The organism is Actinomycetospora atypica, from assembly GCF_042653685.1.
GTDB classification, from domain to species: domain Bacteria; phylum Actinomycetota; class Actinomycetes; order Mycobacteriales; family Pseudonocardiaceae; genus Actinomycetospora; species Actinomycetospora atypica.
Genome location: NZ_JBHSIV010000011.1, coordinates 96,064 through 114,416, shown reverse-complemented (window position 1 = coordinate 114,416; position 18,353 = coordinate 96,064). Strand labels below are relative to the sequence as shown.

Below are 18,353 nucleotides of genomic sequence, written 5' to 3'. Positions count from 1 at the left end.
CTTCGAGGGGTCATAGCCCCTCGAAGTGCTCACGAGGGCGTGCCCACGTAGGCACCCTGCACCCGGAACCGCAGACCCGGCTCGGCGTACTGCTCGAGCGCGTGGGCGATCCAGCCGACGGTGCGGGCCACCGCGAAGATCGCCTCGCCGGCGTCGGGGCGCATCCCGTGGGCGTGCGCGACGGCCGCGAGGGCGAGGTCCACGTTCGGGAACATCCCCGGCCGCCCCGCGACCTGCTCGGCGAGCGTCCCCACCAGCGCCGCCTCGGGTGAGCCGGCGATCGTGCCCAGCAGCACGGCGGCGCGCGGGTCGTGGTCGGTGTAGATCGTGTGGCCGAACCCGGGCAGGCCCTCCCCCGCGCGCAGCCGCTCGGTGACCGCCCGCGCGGGGTCGTCGAGCGCCTCGGCCAGGAACCGGTACGCCGCCGTCGACGCCGTCCCGTGCACCGGCCCGTCGAGCGCCCCGAGCCCGGCCGAGACCACGGCGTAGGGGTGGGCGCGGGTGCTCGCGGCGACCCGGGCGGCGAGGGTGGACGCGGCGAGCCCGTGGTCGGCGAGCAGGACGAGCGCGGTCCGCAGCACCTCGGGCTCCTCGGGCCGGTCGGACAGGGCGGGCCAGAGGCCGCCGAGCGCGCCGACCATGCCCCGCCAGCAGCGCAGGCCCGTCGCGACGGCGGCCCCGAGGTCGAAGCGCCACGGGTCGGTGGGGGCGAGCGCCGCGACGGCCAGGCGCAGCCGGTCGACCGGGCGCGGGTCGCCCGGCATCGCCACGACCAGGGCCCGCACCGGGGCGACCACCTCCTCGTCGGGAACGGCGTCGGGCAGCTCCGCGTCGAGATCCCCCAGCCACAGCAGCGCGGCCATCCGCTCGGGGGTCTCGGTGCGCGCGAGGTCGACGAGCCGGTGGCCGCGGACCACCACGTCGTCGCCCTCGACGAGCGTGAGCCGCGTGGTGATCGTCTCGGCCACGCCGGTGGGCCGCCGGCCCCGGCCGGCGACGAGGGCGTCGACCTCGTCGGCGTCGAACGTGCTGCTCCGCCCGCCGGTGCCCCGGACGGAGGTGAGCAGGCCGCGGCTGACGTAGGCGTAGAGCGTCTCCGGCTTCACCCCGAGCCGCGCCGCCGCCTCGGCCGTCGTCAGGGTGCGCACGAGGTTGACCGTATCAAGATTGACTGGATTGACGACGAGGCGGAGCGTCCCCGCCATGACGACCACGACCGTCCCCGCCGGCCTCCGCGGGGTCTCCGTCGCCGACACCGCCATCGGCGACGTCCGCGGCGACGAGGGCTACTTCCACTACCGCGGGCGCTCGGCGGTCGAGCTGGCGCGCACCGTCGGGTTCGAGGACGCCGCCGCGCTCGTCCTCGACGGATCCCTTCCCGACGATGCGGGTCGCGCCTTCCGCGCCGAGCTCGCCGCCCGTCGCGACCTCCCGGCGTCGGTGGCCGCGCTGCTGCCGACCGCGGCCGCGGCGGACCGGGAGTTCGACGCCCTCGCCGGGCTGCGCGCCGCCCTGTGCGTCCTGGCCGCCGACGAGGGACTGCAGCCGGTCTGGGGAGCCACCCCGGGCGGTCGTCGGGACGACGCCCTGCGGGTGTGCGCGGTGACCCCGACGGTCCTCGCCGCCCTCTGGCGACGCCGGCAGGGCCTCGAGCCCGTGGCGCCGCGGGACGACCTGCACGGCGGCGCGGCGTGGCTGTGGTCGCTGCACGGGGTCGAGCCCTCGACGCGGGCCGCCGCGGCGGTCGACCGCTACCTCGTGGCGACGATCGACCACGGCTTCAACGCCTCGACCTTCACGGCCCGCGTCGCGGCGTCGGCCGGGACCGACGTGGCGTCCGCGGTGGTCTCGGCGATCGGGACCTTCGTCGGGCCGCTGCACGGCGGGGCGCCCGACCGGGCGCTCGAGGCGCTCGACGAGATCGGCTCGGCCGAGCGGATCGAGCCCTACGTGCGGGCGAAGCTGGCGGCGGGCGACCGGGTGATGGGCTTCGGACATGCCGTGTACCGGACCGCCGACCCGCGGGCGGTGATGCTCCGCGAGGTCGCGGAGGGCTTCGGCGGCGAGCGGGTCGAGCTGGCCGCCGCGGTGCAGGACCGCACCGAGGCGCTGCTCGCCGAGCACCGGCCCGGCCGGGGGCTGCGGGTCAACGTGGAGTTCTGGGCCGGCGTGGTGATGGCGGAGGCGGGGATCCCGCGGGAGATGTTCACCCCGACGTTCGCGGTCAGCCGGGTCGTCGGCTGGTGTGCGCACGTGCTCGAGCAGGCGGCGTCGTCGACGATCATCCGGCCGTCGGCCACGTATGTGGCCGCGGCCTCGTGAGCACTTTCCGGGGCCATGACCCCGGAAACTGCTCACGAGCCTGCCCGTCTGCGGGCAGGAACATGGACTGAATCGACCCAGGCGTACAGTCTCGGACCCATGGACCCCGAGCTGGTGCGCCACGTGGCCACCTCGACGGGTCTGTCCGGTCCGGTCGCCGCGCGAGTGGTGGCCGACGTCGTCGCGTACTTCTCCGAGACCACCGAGGAGTACGTCCGCCGTCGACACCGGGAGCTGCAGGCCCGCGAGAGACGCAACGCCGAGATCTGGACGGTGATCGCGTCCGAGCTCGCGGCGCGCCCCGTCCGCTGCGGCGAGGTCAGCGAGCGGCAGCTGCGCCGGATCGTCTACGGCTGAATCGTCTACCGCTGAGTTGTCTTGGAGTGGGGAGCAGATATGTGCGGCATCGTGGGGTACGTCGGTACCCGACCGGCGACGAGGATCCTCGTCGAGGGCCTCGCCCGGCTCGAGTACCGCGGCTACGACAGCGCCGGCATCGCCGTCGCCCACCGCAAGGCGCTCCGCCTGACGAAGGCCGTGGGCCGCGTCGACGACCTCCGCGCGGCCATCGGGGACGACCCGGTGTCCGGGAGGACCGGCATCGCCCACACCCGCTGGGCCACCCACGGCGAGCCCAGCGAGCGCAACGCCCACCCGCACACCGACGCCACCGGGCGGATCGCGGTGGTGCACAACGGCATCGTCGAGAACGCCGACGAGCTCCGCGCCAAGCTCTCGGCCGACGGCGTGGTCCTGGCGAGCGACACCGACACCGAGGTCCTCCCCCACCTCATCGCCCGGGCCTGCGACGACTCCCGGACCCTCGAGGAGGCCGTCCGCGAGGCGCTGCGCGTCGTCGAGGGCACCTACGGCCTCGTCGTGCTCGACGCGAAGCGGCCCGACGAGCTCGTGGTCGCCCGCAACGGCAGCCCGATCGTGCTCGGGCTCGGCGACGGCGAGATGTTCGTCGCGAGCGACGTGGCCGCGCTGGTCCGCCACACCCGCCAGGTCGTGTTCCTCGCGGACGGCGAGCTCGCGACGATCACCGCCACCGGCTACGAGGGCAGCCGGCTCGGCCCGCCCACCACGGTCGACGTGGACGACGACGCCTACGACCTCGACGGCCACCCCGACTTCCTGTCCAAGGAGATCCACGAGCAGCCGGCGGCGCTGCGCCGCGTGCTCGCGGGCCGGCTCGACTCCCGCTTCGCCACCTCCCGGCTCGACGGCCTGCGCCTCGACCCCCGCGAGCTGCGCGGCATCCGCCGGGTGACGTTCCTGGGCTGCGGGTCGGCGCACTACGCCGGGCAGATGGGTGCGGCGCTCGTCGAGGAGCTCGCCCGCGTGCCTGCCGACGCCGAGCAGGCCAGCGAGTTCCGCTACCGCAACCCGCTGGTCGACCCCGACACCCTCTACGTCGCGGTCAGCCAGTCCGGCGAGACCATCGACACCCTCGCCGCCGTCGAGGAGCTCCAGCGCAAGGGCGGCCGGGTGGTGGGCTGCGTCAACGTCATCGGCTCGGCCATCGCGCGCCAGTGCGGGGCGGGCATGTTCATCCACGCGGGCCCCGAGGTCTCGGTGGCCTCGACGAAGGCGTTCAGCTCGATGACGACGTCGTTCGCGCTGCTCGCGCTGCTGCTCGGCCGGGTCCGCGACCTGTCCGCGGCGCACGGCACCCGCCTGGTGGAGGGCCTGCGGCGCCTGCCCGACGCCGTCGACCAGGCGCTGACCACCGAGGCGGAGATCGCCGAGATCGCCAAGCGCTACGCCGACGCCCGCTCGATGTTCTTCCTCGGCCGCGTCCGGGGCTCGGCGGTGGCCCGGGAGGGCGCGCAGAAGCTCAAGGAGATCTCCTACGTGCACGCCGAGGCCTACGCGGCCTCCGAGCTCAAGCACGGCCCGCTCGCCCTGGTCGACGCCTCGATGCCGTGCGTGGTCGTGGTGCCCGACGACGAGCTCGTCGCGAAGAACGTCTCGACGATCGAGCAGGTCAAGGCGCGCGGCGGCCCCGTCATCGCGGTGACCAACGCCGACCTGCCCGAGGGGCTGGCCGACGCCGTCATCCGGGTCCCGCGCGTGGAGCCCGAGCTCGACCCGATCCTGCTCGGCGTCCCCCTGCAGCTCTTCGCCTACCACTGTGCGGCCGCGCTCGGGCGCGACATCGACAAGCCCCGCAACCTGGCGAAGTCGGTGACCGTGGAGTAGGTGCGCTGCGCGCTCGTGAGCAGTGATCCGTGCCGGGACACGGATTACTGCTCACAGGACGCGGAGCGTCACCTGGCCGTCCGTGCTCTCCAGGAGCACCTCCGACCCGTCGCGCACGGCCCCGGCGACGATCCGCCGCGACAGCGGCCGGTCGACCTCACGCGTGACGATCTGCCGGAGCCCGCGGGCCCCCGACTGCGGGTCCGCACGTGAGGCCAGCGCCGCGAGCACGCCCTCGCCGGTGGTCAGCGTGATGCCCTTGGCCCGCAGCCGGTCGGCGCTGGCGGCCAGGGCCAGCGCCACGACCTGCTGCAGGTGCGCCGGGCCGAGCGGGCGGAACAGGACGACGTCGTCGATGCGGCCCAGCAGCTCGGGGCGCAGCGAGCGCCGTAGCACCCGCATCACGGGCTCGCGGGCGGTCTCCGGGTCGTCCTTCGCGACGCGCAGCTCGGCCGCGGCAAGGTTCGACGTCATGATCACGACGGTGTCGGCGAACGACACCGTGCGCCCGTGGGTGTCGGTCAGCCGCCCCGCGTCGAGGATGCCGAGGAGCACGGCGACGACGTCGGCGTGCGCCTTCTCGATCTCGTCGAAGAGCACCACGCTCGCCGGGTGCCGCCGGACGGCCTCGACCAGCTCGCCCGGGCGGTCGTGCCCGACGTAGCCGGGAGGGGCGCCGGTCAGGCGCGACACCGTGTGGGCCTCGCCGAACTCGGCCATGTCGAGGCGCACCAGCTCGCTGCCGAGCGCGTCGGCCAGCCCCCGGGCGAGCTCGGTCTTGCCGACCCCGGTGGGGCCCACGAAGAGCAGCGAGCCGTGCGGGCGATCGGGGTCGGAGAGGCCCGCGCGGCCCGCGAGCACGGTGTCGACGACCGCGTCGACCGCGCCGTCCTGGCCCACCACCCGCGCCCGCAGTGTGTCCTCGAGGCCGAGCAGGCGGGTGCGGTCGTCGGCGGTGAGGTCGGCGACGGGCAGGCCGGTGGTGTCGGAGACGACCTGGGCGACGTCGTCCACCGTGACGATCGGCGTCCCCTCGGGGGTCCGGGTGCGCACCCGGGCGGCGGCCCGGTCGATCGCGTCGATCGCCTTGTCGGGCAGGAAGCGCTCGCGGACGTGGCGGGCGGTCAGCTCCACCGCGGCGCGCCGGGTGGCGGGGGGCAGGGTGACGCCGTGGTGGGTCTCGTAGCCGGGGGCGAGCCCGTCGAGGATCGTCACGGTCTGCTCGATGCTCGGCTCGGGCACGTCGACGGTCGCGAAGCGGCGGGCCAGCGCGGCGTCGGGCTCCACGTGACGGCGGTACTCCGCGGTGGTGGTCGCGCCGACGAGGCGCAGCGCGCCCCGGGCGAGCCCGGGCTTGAGGATGCCGGCGGCGTCCATCGGCGACTCCTGCGCCGACCCGGCCCCGACGATGGAGTGCAGCTCGTCGACGAACAGGATGACGTCGGGGTGCGAGGCCTCCTCGACCAGCGCCGTCAGCCGCTGCTCGAACTCTCCGCGGTACTTCGTGCCCGCCACCATCCCGGCGAGGTCGACCGCGACCAGCCGCACGCCGCGCAGCGCCGTCGGCACCTGTCCGGCGACGATCCGCGAGGCGATCCCCTCGACGATCGCGGTCTTGCCGACGCCGGGCTCCCCGAGCAGCACCGGGTTGTTCTTCGAGCGCCGCGCCAGGATCTCGAGCACCTGGTCGATCTCGCGGTCGCGCCCGATCACCGGGTCGAGCCGCCCCGCGTGCGCGTCGGCGGTGAGGTCGTGGCCGTGGCGGTCGAGCGTCGGGGTGCGGCGCTGGCCGGCCCGGGGCGGGCCGCCCGCGTTCCCCTGTCCCGACGACGAGGGCGTGGGTCCCGGGTCGCGGCGCCGGTCGTCATCGTCGTCGGTCTGCCCGAAGAGCAGCCCGAGGTCGAGGTCGACCAGCCGGCCCACCAGCTCGTCGAACAGCGAGCCGGGGCCGGGCGGGTCCTGCCGGCGGTCCTGATCGGCCACGGGGCCTCCTTCTCCTCGGACCTCCAGCATGCCCTTCCCCGCCGCGGGCGGCCCGGAGCGTCCGGACACGGCTGCCTCTGCTCGTCCCGAGTCGTGAATTCTCTCTGACGGCGGCAGCGTGGCCGAGTCGCTGCCGGAGTCCGCGCCTTCGAGTGTCGACGCCTCGGTACCGCGGTCGCGAACCGCGGACGCCGTGGGGACACGCATTGGGGTTCCCGTCCCGGCCGTGGATCGAGATCGCACTTCCCGACAGCCGCGCTGCAGCCGGTGGGGGTAAACCCGCATCGAGATCGAGGGTGCAAGGGGTCGTTTCGACCGAGAGCACTCCCGAGGCTGGAGCACGTGACAAACAACCTCCACCCCGGCGCAGCTGCGGTCCGGAGCCTCCGCGACGCTCGTCCGCCTCGATCGCCGCGCGCCCGCCACCGGGCGGGGCCCCACCGCCCGGCCTACCGCCACATCGGGTGGGGCGGCCCGGAACTGGTGACGGTCGCACCGTCGGGCGCCGACGCGAACAGCGTCTGCCCGGTCGCGCTCGCGCCCATGATGCGCTCCCCGGGTTCCGCCCTCCCCGCTCGCGTCATCGTGAGCGACCCCGTGTTCGTGGACGGGAGCGGACGGCGGCACCGCTTCGTGCGTGGGCTGGGTGTCTTGGCCGCCGCCACGTCGCTCTTCTACGTCGTCCTCGTGGGCTGCGGCGCACTGGCCGGGTCGCCGGCGCCGTCCGCGCCTCACACCAGCGGGATCACGGGCCCGGCCATCGGGATCGCCGTGCCCGTCACGTCCGTGAGGAGTCTCCCGTGAGCCACCGCGTCCTGGTGCCACGTCCGGTCGAACCTGCGGTGGAGGCGCCGGACGCCTGCCGCCGGCGTCTCCCCGGCCCCGCGGCGTGGCTGGCGGCCGTCACCGCCCTGATGCTCGCCAGCGTCCTGGTGCTCAACGGGCTGACCAACGCGAGCGTTGCCGCCGACCAGTTGGCCGCCGAGCCGGAGGGCGTCGCCACCGTGCCGGAGTCCGTGCTACAGGGCGGCCCGATCCTCTCCGACGGGCCCGACGGTCTCGTGTCCCGGCGTCTGCCCGACCGGACCATCGCCCTCACCTTCGACGACGGACCCGACCCGCGCTGGACCCCCGAGGTGCTCGCGGTCCTGCGCAAGCACGGCGTCCCCGGCACGTTCTTCGTCGTCGGTAGCGCGGCCGCGCGGCACCCCGAACTGCTGATCGCCATCCGCGAGCAGGGCTCGGCGCTCGGTGTGCACACCTTCACCCACCCCGACCTCACCACCGTGACACCCCTGCGTGCTGCGATCGAGCTCGGCGACACCCAGCTCATCATCAACGGCGCCGTGGGCGAGTCCACGGCACTGTTGCGGCCGCCCTACTCCTCATCCCCGCGGGCGATCGACGACCCGCACTATGGCTCGCTGCTCGAGACCACCGAGGTCGGCTACACCACGGTCCTCACCGACTACGACAGCGAGGACTGGCGCCACCCCGGCGTCGAGGCGATCGTCGCCCACAGCACCCCGCCCAACGGCCGGGGCGGGACCGTGCTCATGCACGACGCCGGAGGTGACCGCTCCGAGACGGTCGCGGCGCTGGACCGGCTGATCCCGCTCCTCAAGGACCGGGGCTACCGATTCACCACCCCCACCGAGGCGGTCGGCCTGCCCGCGCCCGACCAACCGGTGAGTACCGGTCCGTACCTGATGGGCCGTGGCCTGATGGTCGCCGTCGGGATCGCCGGGGTCCTCGTGTCCTCCCTGACCTGGATGCTGCTGGTCGTGGGCGGGCTCGTCCTGCTCCGCCTGCTGGTCATGATGGTCGTGGCCGGCCGCCACCGCGCGCAGCGGGCCGCGCACCGGTGGGCCTGGGGCGCGCCCGTGACGGAGCCTGTCTCCGTTGTCGTGCCCGCCTACAACGAGAAGGAGAACATTGCCGCGACCGTCCGGTCGCTCGTCGCGAGCGACCACCCCGTCGAGGTCGTCGTCGTGGACGACGGTTCGTCCGACGACACCGCCGAGATCGCCGCAGGGCTCGGACTTCCCGAGGTACGGGTGGTCCGCCAGCCGAACGGCGGGAAGCCGGCCGCGCTGAACAACGGGATCGCGCACGCCCGGCACCGCCTGATCGTCATGATCGACGGGGACACGGTGTTCGAGCGCGACACCGTCCGTCGCCTGGTCCAGCCGTTCGCCGACCCTGCCGTCGGCGCGGTCTCCGGCAACGCGAAGGTCGCGACGACGGGATCCGGCCGCCGGGGCCTCATCGCCTCATGGCAGCACATCGAGTACGTCATCGGCTTCAACGTCGACCGCCGGGTCTACGACCTGTTCCGCTGCATGCCGACGATCCCCGGCGCCGTCGGCGCCTTCCGCCGCGACGCCCTGCTCGCTGTGGGCGGTGTCAGTGACGACACGCTCGCCGAGGACACCGATCTGACGATGGCCGTCTGTCGCGCCGGGTGGCGGGTGGTCTACGAGGAGAGTGCGCGGGCCTGGACCGAGGCGCCGGCGACCCTCGGGCAGCTGTGGCGCCAGCGGTACCGGTGGAGCTACGGGACGATGCAGTCCATGTGGAAGCACCGCCGCGCGGTGCTCTCCCGAGGCGCGTCCGGACGATTCGGCCGTCTCGGGCTCGTCCAGCTCGCCCTCTTCCAGATCCTGCTGCCGCTGCTCGCGCCGCTGGTGGACGTGTTCCTGGTGTACGGGCTGCTGTTCCTCGACCCGCTCCTCACTGCAGGGGCCTGGAGCGCCATGCTGGGGCTCCAGCTCCTGGGCGCCGTGTACGCCTTCCACCTCGAGCGGGAGCGGCTGCGGGTGCTGTGGCTGCTCCCGCTCCAGCAGATCGTCTACCGGCAGCTGATGTACGCCGTCCTCGTGCGCTCGACGGTCACCGCGGCTGCCGGCATCCGGCTGCGGTGGCAGAAGTTGCGGCGCGTCGGCGGACTCCACGAGCTTCTGGACGCCGCGGACGTACCGGCCCTGGCCGGGAGGTCGACGTGATCGCCGTCCGGTCCGCCGTCCTCGTCCTGGTCGCCCTCCTAGCCGGTTGCACCGTCGCCCCGGGCCCCCCGGTACTCGCCGAGGGACCCCTGCCGACCGCGCGGGTGCTGCCCTACGCCGACATGAGCACCGCGACGCCCCCCGACCTGGCGGCGTACTCCCGGGAGACCGGACAGCGGCACGTCGTCCTGGCGTTCGTGCTGGCCGGACCGGGCGGGTGCGCGGACCCGAGCTGGGGCGGCCACGTCCCCGTCGCCGACCGCGCCGTCGTCGACCGGCTGTCGGAGCTTCGCGGCGTGGGCGGCGAGGTCACCGTCGCGACCGGAGGGGCGATGGCGCCCTACCTCGAGACGGCCTGCGAGGACGCCGACGCGCTCGCACAGGCCTACCGGACGGCCCTCGACGCCGTCGGCTCCAACCAGCTCGACGTCGACCTCGAGGCACCGGTCGACGTCGAGATCGTGGCCGACGCCCTCGAGCGCCTGCAGCGCGAGCGCGGCACCGCGGTGACGCTGACGCTCCCGGTCCAGTCCCGGGACCACGCGCTGACCGCCGCCGGCATGGCGATGCTGCGAGCCGCGGCGGATCGGGGCGTCGCGGTGCGCACGAACATCATGGCCATGAACTTCCCGGACGGTGGGAAATGGCGGGACGCGATGACCGGCGCGACCGACGCCGCGACGCGCCAGCTCGGGGAGGTCTGGCCGGACGCCGATCCGGGCGAGCTGCGTCGACGTCTCGCGGTGACCGTGATGATCGGGCGCAACGACCAGGGCATGGTCACGACTGCCGACGACGCCGCCGCGGTGGTCGGACACGCCCGCCACCGCGGCCTCGGCGCGGTCGGCCTGTGGTCGGTGTCGCGCGACGCCGGTTCCTGTCCCGGCGAACCCCGGGCGCGCCCCGACTGCAGCGGCGTCGAGCAGGACCGGTCCGCCTTCACCGGGCTCCTGCAGGCCATCGACCGCCCCCTTCCCTGACGCAGCCCCCTCTCGTTCACCCATCTCTTCCGGAGGACCACCATGTGCGGAATCGTCGCCCACCACGGGCTCGTCCCTGCTCTGCCTGCGCTGCTCGACGGGCTCGAACGCCTCGAGTACCGCGGCTACGACTCAGTTGGGGTCGCCCTCGATCCCGGCGACGGCGGACTGCCGTCGGTCCATCGCACCGTGGGGCGGCTCCCCGCCCTGGTCGCCGCCCTGCCCGGCGAGGCGCACGGCGCGACGTCCGGTATCGGCCACACCCGCTGGGCCTCGCACGGGGCACCGGTCGCGGCCAACGCCCATCCCCACCGGGACTGCTCGGGGCATGTCGCCCTGGTCCACAACGGCACGATCGAGGACGCCTCGCGAGTGCGCGCGGAGCTGGCGGTACGGGGGCACCGGATCGCCACCGAGGTGGACAGCGAGCTGATCGCACACCGCATCGAGGACGCCCTGCCCGCGGTCCCCGATCTCCACGCCGTCGTCCGGGCCGTGGCCCTCGCCGTCGACGGTCTGCGCGGCACCTGGGCGCTGGCGGTCCTCGTGGGCGGCGTGGACGGCGTGGTGCTCGCGCGCCGCAGCTCACCACTGCTGGTCGGCGCGGGTGGCGGCAGGCTCATGGCGGCGAGCGACGAGCTGGGCCTGGGCCCCGAGATCACGGAGGCCCGTGAGGTCCCCGACGGCCACCTGGTGGCCCTCGCAGGTGACGTCCTCTGGTTCGACGGGCAGGCCCGGCCGGTGCCCGCACCCTCGTCGTGGTCGCTCGGTGCCCGATCGGCCTCGGTCGACCGCGGGAGCGCCCCGGACTTCACCGCCAAGGAGATCGACGAGCAGCCCGCCGCGGCCCGGCGGCTGCTGGATGGGCTCCTCGGTCGGCTGCAGGGAGGGCAGTTGCTCGAGGACCTCGGGCTGGGCGCGCCGGCGCGGATACGCCTGGTCGCGTGCGGCACGTCGGGGCACGCCGCGGAGGTCACCGCCCGGGTCCTCGCCGTGGAGGGTGCTATCCCGACGCGCGTGGTCACGGCCAGCGAGCCGGACCTCGCGGTCCCCGAGCCGGGCACGTTGACCGTCGCCGTGTCGCAGAGCGGCGAGACGGCCGACGTCCTCGCGGCCCTCGACCGGTGGGGCGATCCGGTGCTCGCGATCACCAACGCCCCGCGCTCCAGCCTCGCCCGCCGCGCCGACGCCGTCCTGGGGCTCGGCTGCGGGCCCGAGGTCGGCGTCGCGGCGACGAAGACCTTCACTGCCCAGGTCGTGGCCGGGGTCGCGCTCGCGCTGGCGGTCGCCTCGGGGACGGGCCGGTTGTCTGCTGCCCGGCTGGCGCACCTCGAGGAGGTGCTCGACGGCCTCCCCATGCGGTTGGCCACGACCGCTGCGCGGGCCGCCGGACCGGCCGCCGATCTCGCCGAGGAGTTGGCGGGCGAACCCGGCGTCGTCTTCGTGTCCCGCGGCGCCGGGGTGCCCTACGCCCGAGAGGGGGCGTTGAAGCTCGAGGAGCTCACCTACCGATGGGTGGAGGCGGTGCCCGCCGGCGAGCTCAAGCACGGCCCGATCGCCCTGCTCGGTCCGGGCACCCCGGCCGTCGTGGTCGCCGCCAAGCCGCGCGGCCGCCTCGCCGTCGGGATCGCCGAGATGACCGCCCGCGGGGCCCGGGCCGTCGTGGTGGGGCCGCCGGAGGACGCCACCCTCCCGACCTGCGCGCCGTCGGAGGAGCCCCCATGGGGACCGTTGGAGGCGGCGATCGCCCTGCAACTCTTCGCCCGTGAGATGACGGTGCGGCTCGGCCACGAGGTCGACCGACCGCGGAACCTCGCGAAATCGGTGACGGTGGAGTGAGCGATCGGGCGACGAGGACGGGCAGGTTCGCTCGACCGGCGGCTGCTCGTGCCTCCCCGTAGCAGGACGATGATCGCGACCGCAGCCGTGTGCCAGGGGGGTTCATGGGCCTCGAGTCGTTCGACGAGGTGCTCCGGGCACTGCTGCGCGACCAATGGCGTCCCGGCGGTCCGGCGCCCGCCACGGCCGGGTCGCTCACCGCCGCAGCGGCCGCGCTCGGGGCCGGGGAGCCGCGCCGTGCCGCCCGAATCCTCGACGCGCTGGCCCCGGGGGACGATGCCGACCTCGCCGAGGTGCTCACGGCGCTGCGGGCCCTCGCCGGCGTCCTCGGGACGGCGTGGTTCCCCGGCGGCGGGCCCGCCACCCGCGAGCCCGGCCACGACGACGAGGTCGTCGTCGCCCCGGACATCGCGTCGACCGAGAGCCGGACCCGGGTGCTGGTGACCGTCGCCGGACACCTGCTCGCGGCGCTCCCCCTGTGGCGGGACATCGCCACGGGCGGGCCGGAGGCGGCCGACGTCGCGATCGGTCAGGCGCAGCTCGTCCTGGAGCAGCTCTCCACGCTGGACGAGCCGACCGCGACCGCAGCCGCGGCGCTCGCCCTCGCCGACGTCGCCGGCCGCGCTGGACAGGGCCCGATGGGCGACGCCGCACTGGAGATTGCCCGCAGTACCTACGAACTCCTCGGCGACCGTAGCGGGGTCGCCGCCTGTGACCTGGCCGCGGGCGACCGCGCCGCCGCACCGGGATCGCACCCCGAGCTCCTCGGGGAGAGACTCGCGCCGGGGCAGCCCTCCGGAACCGGGACCGTCCCCGACCCGCAGACCGCGGAGCGACACTGGGCCGAGGCCGAACTCGGGTACCGGACGGCGGGCGCTCCCCGCGGGCTGGCCGCGGTCGCCCTGCGCCGCGCCGGTGCGCTCGTCACGCAGGACGACCCCGTCGGGGCCGTCGCCGCACTGGACGATGCCACCACCCTCGCCGAGGGCACCGGGGACGGGGCGCTCTCGGCACTGATCGCGGTGCACCGCGCCCTGGCCCTCGTACAAGCGGGCGAGCGGCCGGACGTGTCCGCGATCGGGGCCGCCGTCGCGGCCTGGGCGCTCGGGAACGGAAGCCGCAGCTTCGCCCGGGGACTCGCCCGTCTCTGCGTCGCACGGGCGGCACGCTGGCGCGACGACGACGTCCGGGGCGCCCGCCTCGCCCACCGCCTCGCCGAGTCGATCACCACGGCGCTCGGTGGCACTCCCGAGGCGGCCGCCCTGCGTGAGGACCAGGCGGACCGGTACGTCGCGGCGAACTACCGGCGGGCCGCCTTCGTGCTCGCCGACGCCGAGGTCGAGGCCTCCCGGTGGTCCGGCGACGACCGCGACGGGTTGGCGTGGGGCCGACTCGTCACCCGCGTGGCCGCGGCGAGCCGCGACGCGCAGGGGCTGCGGGACGGTGCGGCCGTGGAACGGGTCGGGGAGCACGCGAACTGGCTCGCCGGTACGCCCCCACAGGGGCCGATGGCCGAGGCCGTGCACAGCGCGATGTCCGACACGCTCGACGGCATTCGCGCCGAGGGGTCGATCTTCGGCCCCCTCTACCGCGCCCTCACCCTGCGCAGCGCCGGTGACCCCGAGCGGGCGGTGTCGTTCTTCGACGAGGCGCTCGAGGCCGCCCGGCAGACCGGCCCCTTCCCGACGCTCGTCGTGCTGGGCCAGATGCGCCGGTTCGACGAGGCCGTGACCGTGCTCGAGCAGATCGACGCGAGCCTGCCCGCGGACGCTAGCGCCGCGCTGTGGACGCGGCTCAAGCGGTTCGATCGTGCGCACGCCGTCCTCGTCGGCTTGCCCGAGGGCGAGCTACCGGCCGGCGGCGAGCGCCCCTGGGAGGCGCCAGGTCTGCTCGCGGAGATCCAGCTCGGGCTCGGCGACACCGCGGGTGCCGCGGTCACCGCGGCCGTGGCCGTGGCGCGGTTCGAGGAACACCTGGCCGGTCTCGGTCTCGACGTCTTCCGGACGATGGCCACCGACGACTTCGCCGTCGCCGGGCTCTACACGACCGCGATCCGCGCCCACACCCGACTTGCCACGGATCCCGCCGCCGGGCCCACCGACCGCGCCGTCGATCTCGCCGGGGCGTTCGAGCTCTCCGACCGCTGCCGGGCCGGCTCCCTGACCGATCTGTTCGGCCGGTCGGTGCGCACCAGGGTCCCACCGGCGGTGCGGCGGTGGCAGCAGACCGGGGCGCTGCTCGCACGGGCCGTCGAGCAGGCCGGGGACGAGATCGGGGAGCCCGGTGCCGCTGAGCGGGTCCAGCGGACGGTGCGCGACGCGGAGCGGGCGCTCGACGAGGCCGAGGAGATCCTCGTGATGCAGTCGCCCGACGAGGTCGCCACGCGGCGCCGCCTGCCCACGACCCCGTCTCTCGCGTCGATCCGGTCACGCCTGGCCCCGGGCACCCTGCTCCTCCAGTTCCACGCCTTCGACGACGAACTCGTCGCGTGGGCGGTGACCTCGGAGTCCGCCCGGGTGGTCCATCAGGACGTCGCCACCGCGGAGCTGACCGCCGAGGCGCGGGGATGGCATCGCGCGCTCGCGCAGCCGGACTCGACCGCCGCGGACCGGGAGGCCTCCGCGGGGTGGCTCGCGGATCTGTTGCTGCGCCCGTGGACCGATGAGCTCGCCGAGCACCGTCGCGTGGTGATCGTCCCCCACGGGCCGCTCGCGGTCCTCCCGTTCCACGCCGTGCCCTGGGCCGGGGACACCCTCGGGGCCCAGTGGACGACGTCGGTGTTGCCGGCAGCCTCGCTCGTGCCGGAGGTACCGCGGCTCGGTGCGGCGGTCCCGGCGACCGGCGACGACGTCCTGCTCGTGGGCAACCCGTCGTTCGCGACGGAGCGCCGCTTGGAGCAGCTGCCCGGTACCCGCACCGAGGCCCTCGCCGTGGGGCGCCTCCGGCAGGCCGCTCCCCTCCTCGCGGACCAGGCGACCCGCGACGCGGTCCTCGACCGACTCCCAGGCGCCCGGGTCCTGCACCTCGCGACTCACGGCGTCCTGCGCGAGGCGTCCCCGTACAGCGCCGAGCTGGCCCTCGCCGGCACCAGCAGCCTCACGCTGCCCGACCTCGTCGGAGCCGACTCCGGCGTGGAACTCGCCGTGCTCAGCGCCTGCGACAGCGGTCGCGGGCGCGCGACCGCCGCGGGCGACCTCGTCGGGCTGACCCGGGCCCTCATCGCCGCCGGCGCCGACGAGCTGGTGGTCTCCCTGTGGCCGGTCGACGACCAGCTGGCCTGTCTGACGATGGTCGCCCTGCACGAGGAACTCCAGGCGACGTCCTCGGTCGGCGCGGCGCTCGAGAGAGCCCGTACGCGGCTCCGCACGCTCACCCGTGAGGAGGCGGGTACCTGGTACCGGGACCTGGAGCGCCCGACGACGCCCGAGACCGACCCCACCCCGCGACGGGCCCGCCGATCGGTGCGCGACGCAGACCCGGAGGCCCCGCCGCCGGATGCGGCCCCGGACCCGGCCCACCCCTTCGCGTGGGCCCCGTTCGTCCACATCGGCACGTCCTGAGAAGATGGTCATGTCACGACGACGCGCGCTGCTGATCGGCAGTCAGGTCGGGGCGCTGCAGGGCGTCGAGGGCGACGTGGCCGTGATGGGCGACGTCCTCGAGGACCTCGGCTTCACCACCGACCGCCGGACCGGGTCCGCGTCGAGCGCAGCCGGCATCGTCGCCGCCTATCGCGAGCTCATCGCGGACACGGCTGCCGACGACGCGACGGTCGTGTACTACACGGGACACGGGGCGCGCGAGCGCGGACGCGGGCCACGCGACGACCCGGAGGTGCCGACCTGGCTCCAGTACATCGTGCCGACCGACATCGAGGACGTCTCCGGTGATCGCGCCCGCTGTGTTCTCGCCGAGGAGCTCAGCATGCTCCAGCTCGAACTGACGAACAGGACGAAGAACGTCACGACGATCCTCGACTGCTGCCACTCCGCCCGCATGTCGCGCACCCCCGACGCGCTCCCGCGCGCGCTCGAGGTCGACCTGCCGAGGGCCGACCTCCTGCGACGGTGGGCGGAGCTGCGGGCAGACCCGGCCCTCGCCTCGGTGACGACCGACAGCAACCCCGACGCGGTCCGCGTGGTCGCATGCTCCCCCGCCGAGCTCGCCTACGAACGGCCGAGCGCAGCACTCGGCGGCCGGCCGCACGGTGTCCTCACCGCGGCGCTCGTCGGGGTGCTGGCCGACCGGGCCAGCACCGACCTGACGTGGCGCGAGGTGCGCGATCTCGTGCGCGGCGCCGTGATCGAGGTGGTCCGGCAACGCCCCGAGGTCGAGGGCCCCACCGACCGGCTGCTGTTCTCCCTCGACACGCGAGCCCAGACCGGCGTGCGTCCGGTACGGGTGGTCGACGGGGTCGCGCTGATGGACGGCGGCGCGCTGTTCGGGGCGGCTGCGGGCGACACCTACCTGCTCGTCCCACCGCGTCGCGTCGCCGGGGCACCGGAGATCACGGCAGCGGTCACCGGGATCGTCGACGGCCGTGCGGTGCTGGCCCTGACGGGCGGGACGGTCGCCGACCTGGCGGCCGGCACCGCGGCCTGGCCACGCGAGGTGGCCCTCGGTGCCCGGCCGGTGGCGATCGAGCCGCCCACCTCCCCGGCACGCCCCGCGCTCATCGCCGAGCTGGTGAGGACGGCCCACGTCCGTGTCGTCGACGACACGGTCGGCACCCTGGCCACGGTCCGTCTCGGCGAGGACGGCACCCAGCTCCTCGACGCCGACGACGCTCCCCTCTACCGCGGCACCACCACCCCGACGCCGACGGAAGTCGCGGAGGACGTACGCACGCTCGCACGGGCTGCGTGGGTCCGCGGGCTCGCGTCCGGCACGGGGCGCGAGGAGCTCGGCGACGACGTCGAGATCAGCTGGCTGCGGGTCGGTGACCCGGGTGGGGACGAGCCACTCACCCAGGGCGCGCACCTGTTCGTCGGCGACCGCCTGGTCGTCCGCGCCGCGAACCGTGCCACACGCACCCGGTACGTCTCCGTCGTCGACGTGGGGCTCGCCGGACGGGTGGCGATCCTGACGTCGTCCGAGCCCGACGGCATCTCCGTAACCCCGAGCCGCGCCTACGAGGTGGGACGGTCGGCCCCCGGCGCCAGCGGCCTCCCCCTGCGCTGGCCGACCGGGCTACCCGACGACACTCCCCGTAGCGAGACCATGGTGACGATCGTGGCGAATGCGAAGATCGACGGCCTCGGGCAGCTGGCCCAGACGGGCGTCGTCACCCGGTCCGGCACCCTCACCACCCGGCTCGGGCAGCTGCTGGAGGACCTGGTCGTCGGACGCCGCGCTCCCGCGCAGGTCAGCGGCGACCCGGTCCGCTACCGGATCGTGCCGTTCGACTTCGTGCTCCACCCACGGCCACGCCCGCCCGACAGCCCGACGGAACCGAACTTCGCGGTCGACGAGCGCCCCGACGACTCGGTACGTCTGGTGACGCCTGCCCCGAGCGACCACGAGGCACCGGTCCGGCATCTGGACCTGCGCCTGACCGACCTGGACGTCCCCGGGCTCGCTGACCGGCCGGTCCGGCTCGACCTGCTGGTCGCGCCCGCCGGCGAGGTCGTCCGCGCACGCACCGTGCGGCTTCCGGCGGGAGGTGGCTTGCCGGAGGGTGGACTGCTCCTCGACGAGGGCGCGGTGGGCCGTTTCCTCGACCTGGCGCTCTGGGTCGGCCCCGACGGCGCCGACGATCTGGACGACCTGCTCGCGCTCGCGACGACCGCCCCCCGAGCGGACGGGTCGTCGGGCTCGATCGCCGCGCTGGTCGTCGCGGCAGCCCGAGCTCTGGAGGACCGGGTCGGGTCGGGAGTGCAGCCCGCCTTCCGCACCCTCCTCCTCCCCGACGACCGGTTCGGGACCGGGAACGGTGTCCGGCGCCGGCCGAGGGCGGGACTCCTGCGGGGTGAGGGGATCGCCTTCGCCCTCGAGCTCGTCGACCCCGATGCGCGCTGAC

At 74.9% G+C, this 18,353-nt stretch carries 10 protein-coding genes; 8 read left to right on the top strand and 2 right to left on the bottom strand.

Translation table 11 applies throughout. The features are described 5' to 3' along the window. Positions 1-29: 29 nt before the first annotated feature. Positions 30-1,148 (bottom strand): citrate/2-methylcitrate synthase, encoded by a 1,119-nt coding sequence (locus ACFPBZ_RS12915; protein ID WP_378036455.1) that lies wholly within the window; start codon positions 1,146-1,148, stop codon positions 30-32. A 55-nt stretch (positions 1,149-1,203) separates the two neighbouring features. On the opposite strand from ACFPBZ_RS12915, the gene ACFPBZ_RS12910 reads away from it, so the two are divergent. The 3 genes from ACFPBZ_RS12910 (at position 1,204) to glmS (ACFPBZ_RS12900) (ending at position 4,527) form a co-directional block, all read left to right on the top strand. Further along, positions 1,204-2,322 (top strand): citrate/2-methylcitrate synthase, encoded by a 1,119-nt coding sequence (locus tag ACFPBZ_RS12910; RefSeq protein WP_378036454.1) that lies wholly within the window; start codon positions 1,204-1,206, stop codon positions 2,320-2,322. Between the two features lie 99 nt (positions 2,323-2,421). Further along, a complete protein-coding gene (locus tag ACFPBZ_RS12905; RefSeq protein WP_378036453.1) occupies positions 2,422-2,679 on the top strand; it encodes a hypothetical protein in 258 nt (85 codons plus the stop codon). Between the two features lie 39 nt (positions 2,680-2,718). Further along, a complete protein-coding gene (gene glmS / locus ACFPBZ_RS12900; protein WP_378036452.1) occupies positions 2,719-4,527 on the top strand; it encodes a glutamine--fructose-6-phosphate transaminase (isomerizing) in 1,809 nt (602 codons plus the stop codon). 51 nt (positions 4,528-4,578) lie between these two features. Here glmS (ACFPBZ_RS12900) and ACFPBZ_RS12895 read toward each other — a convergent pair whose 3' ends face one another. Then, positions 4,579-6,510 carry an AAA family ATPase gene (locus ACFPBZ_RS12895; RefSeq protein ID WP_378036451.1) on the bottom strand — a complete coding sequence of 644 codons (1,932 nt, stop codon included), beginning with the start codon at positions 6,508-6,510 and terminating at the stop codon, positions 4,579-4,581. An 800-nt stretch (positions 6,511-7,310) separates the two neighbouring features. Here ACFPBZ_RS12895 and ACFPBZ_RS12890 point away from each other — a divergent pair. From ACFPBZ_RS12890 to ACFPBZ_RS12870, 5 genes are all read left to right on the top strand, one after another. Next, positions 7,311-9,515 (top strand): bifunctional polysaccharide deacetylase/glycosyltransferase family 2 protein, encoded by a 2,205-nt coding sequence (locus tag ACFPBZ_RS12890; RefSeq protein WP_378036450.1) that lies wholly within the window; start codon positions 7,311-7,313, stop codon positions 9,513-9,515. Then, positions 9,512-10,495, top strand: coding sequence for a glycoside hydrolase family 18 protein (locus ACFPBZ_RS12885; protein ID WP_378036449.1), 984 nt, complete (start codon positions 9,512-9,514; stop codon positions 10,493-10,495). Before ACFPBZ_RS12890 ends, ACFPBZ_RS12885 begins: the two co-directional genes overlap by 4 nt. Positions 10,496-10,537: 42 nt before the next feature. Then, positions 10,538-12,334 carry a glutamine--fructose-6-phosphate transaminase (isomerizing) gene (gene glmS / locus ACFPBZ_RS12880; RefSeq protein ID WP_378036448.1) on the top strand — a complete coding sequence of 599 codons (1,797 nt, stop codon included), beginning with the start codon at positions 10,538-10,540 and terminating at the stop codon, positions 12,332-12,334. Between the two features lie 104 nt (positions 12,335-12,438). Then, positions 12,439-15,894 (top strand): CHAT domain-containing protein, encoded by a 3,456-nt coding sequence (locus ACFPBZ_RS12875; RefSeq protein WP_378036447.1) that lies wholly within the window; start codon positions 12,439-12,441, stop codon positions 15,892-15,894. 10 nt (positions 15,895-15,904) lie between these two features. Continuing rightward, a complete protein-coding gene (locus tag ACFPBZ_RS12870) occupies positions 15,905-18,352 on the top strand; it encodes a caspase family protein (RefSeq protein ID WP_378036446.1) in 2,448 nt (815 codons plus the stop codon). Position 18,353 lies beyond the last annotated feature (1 nt).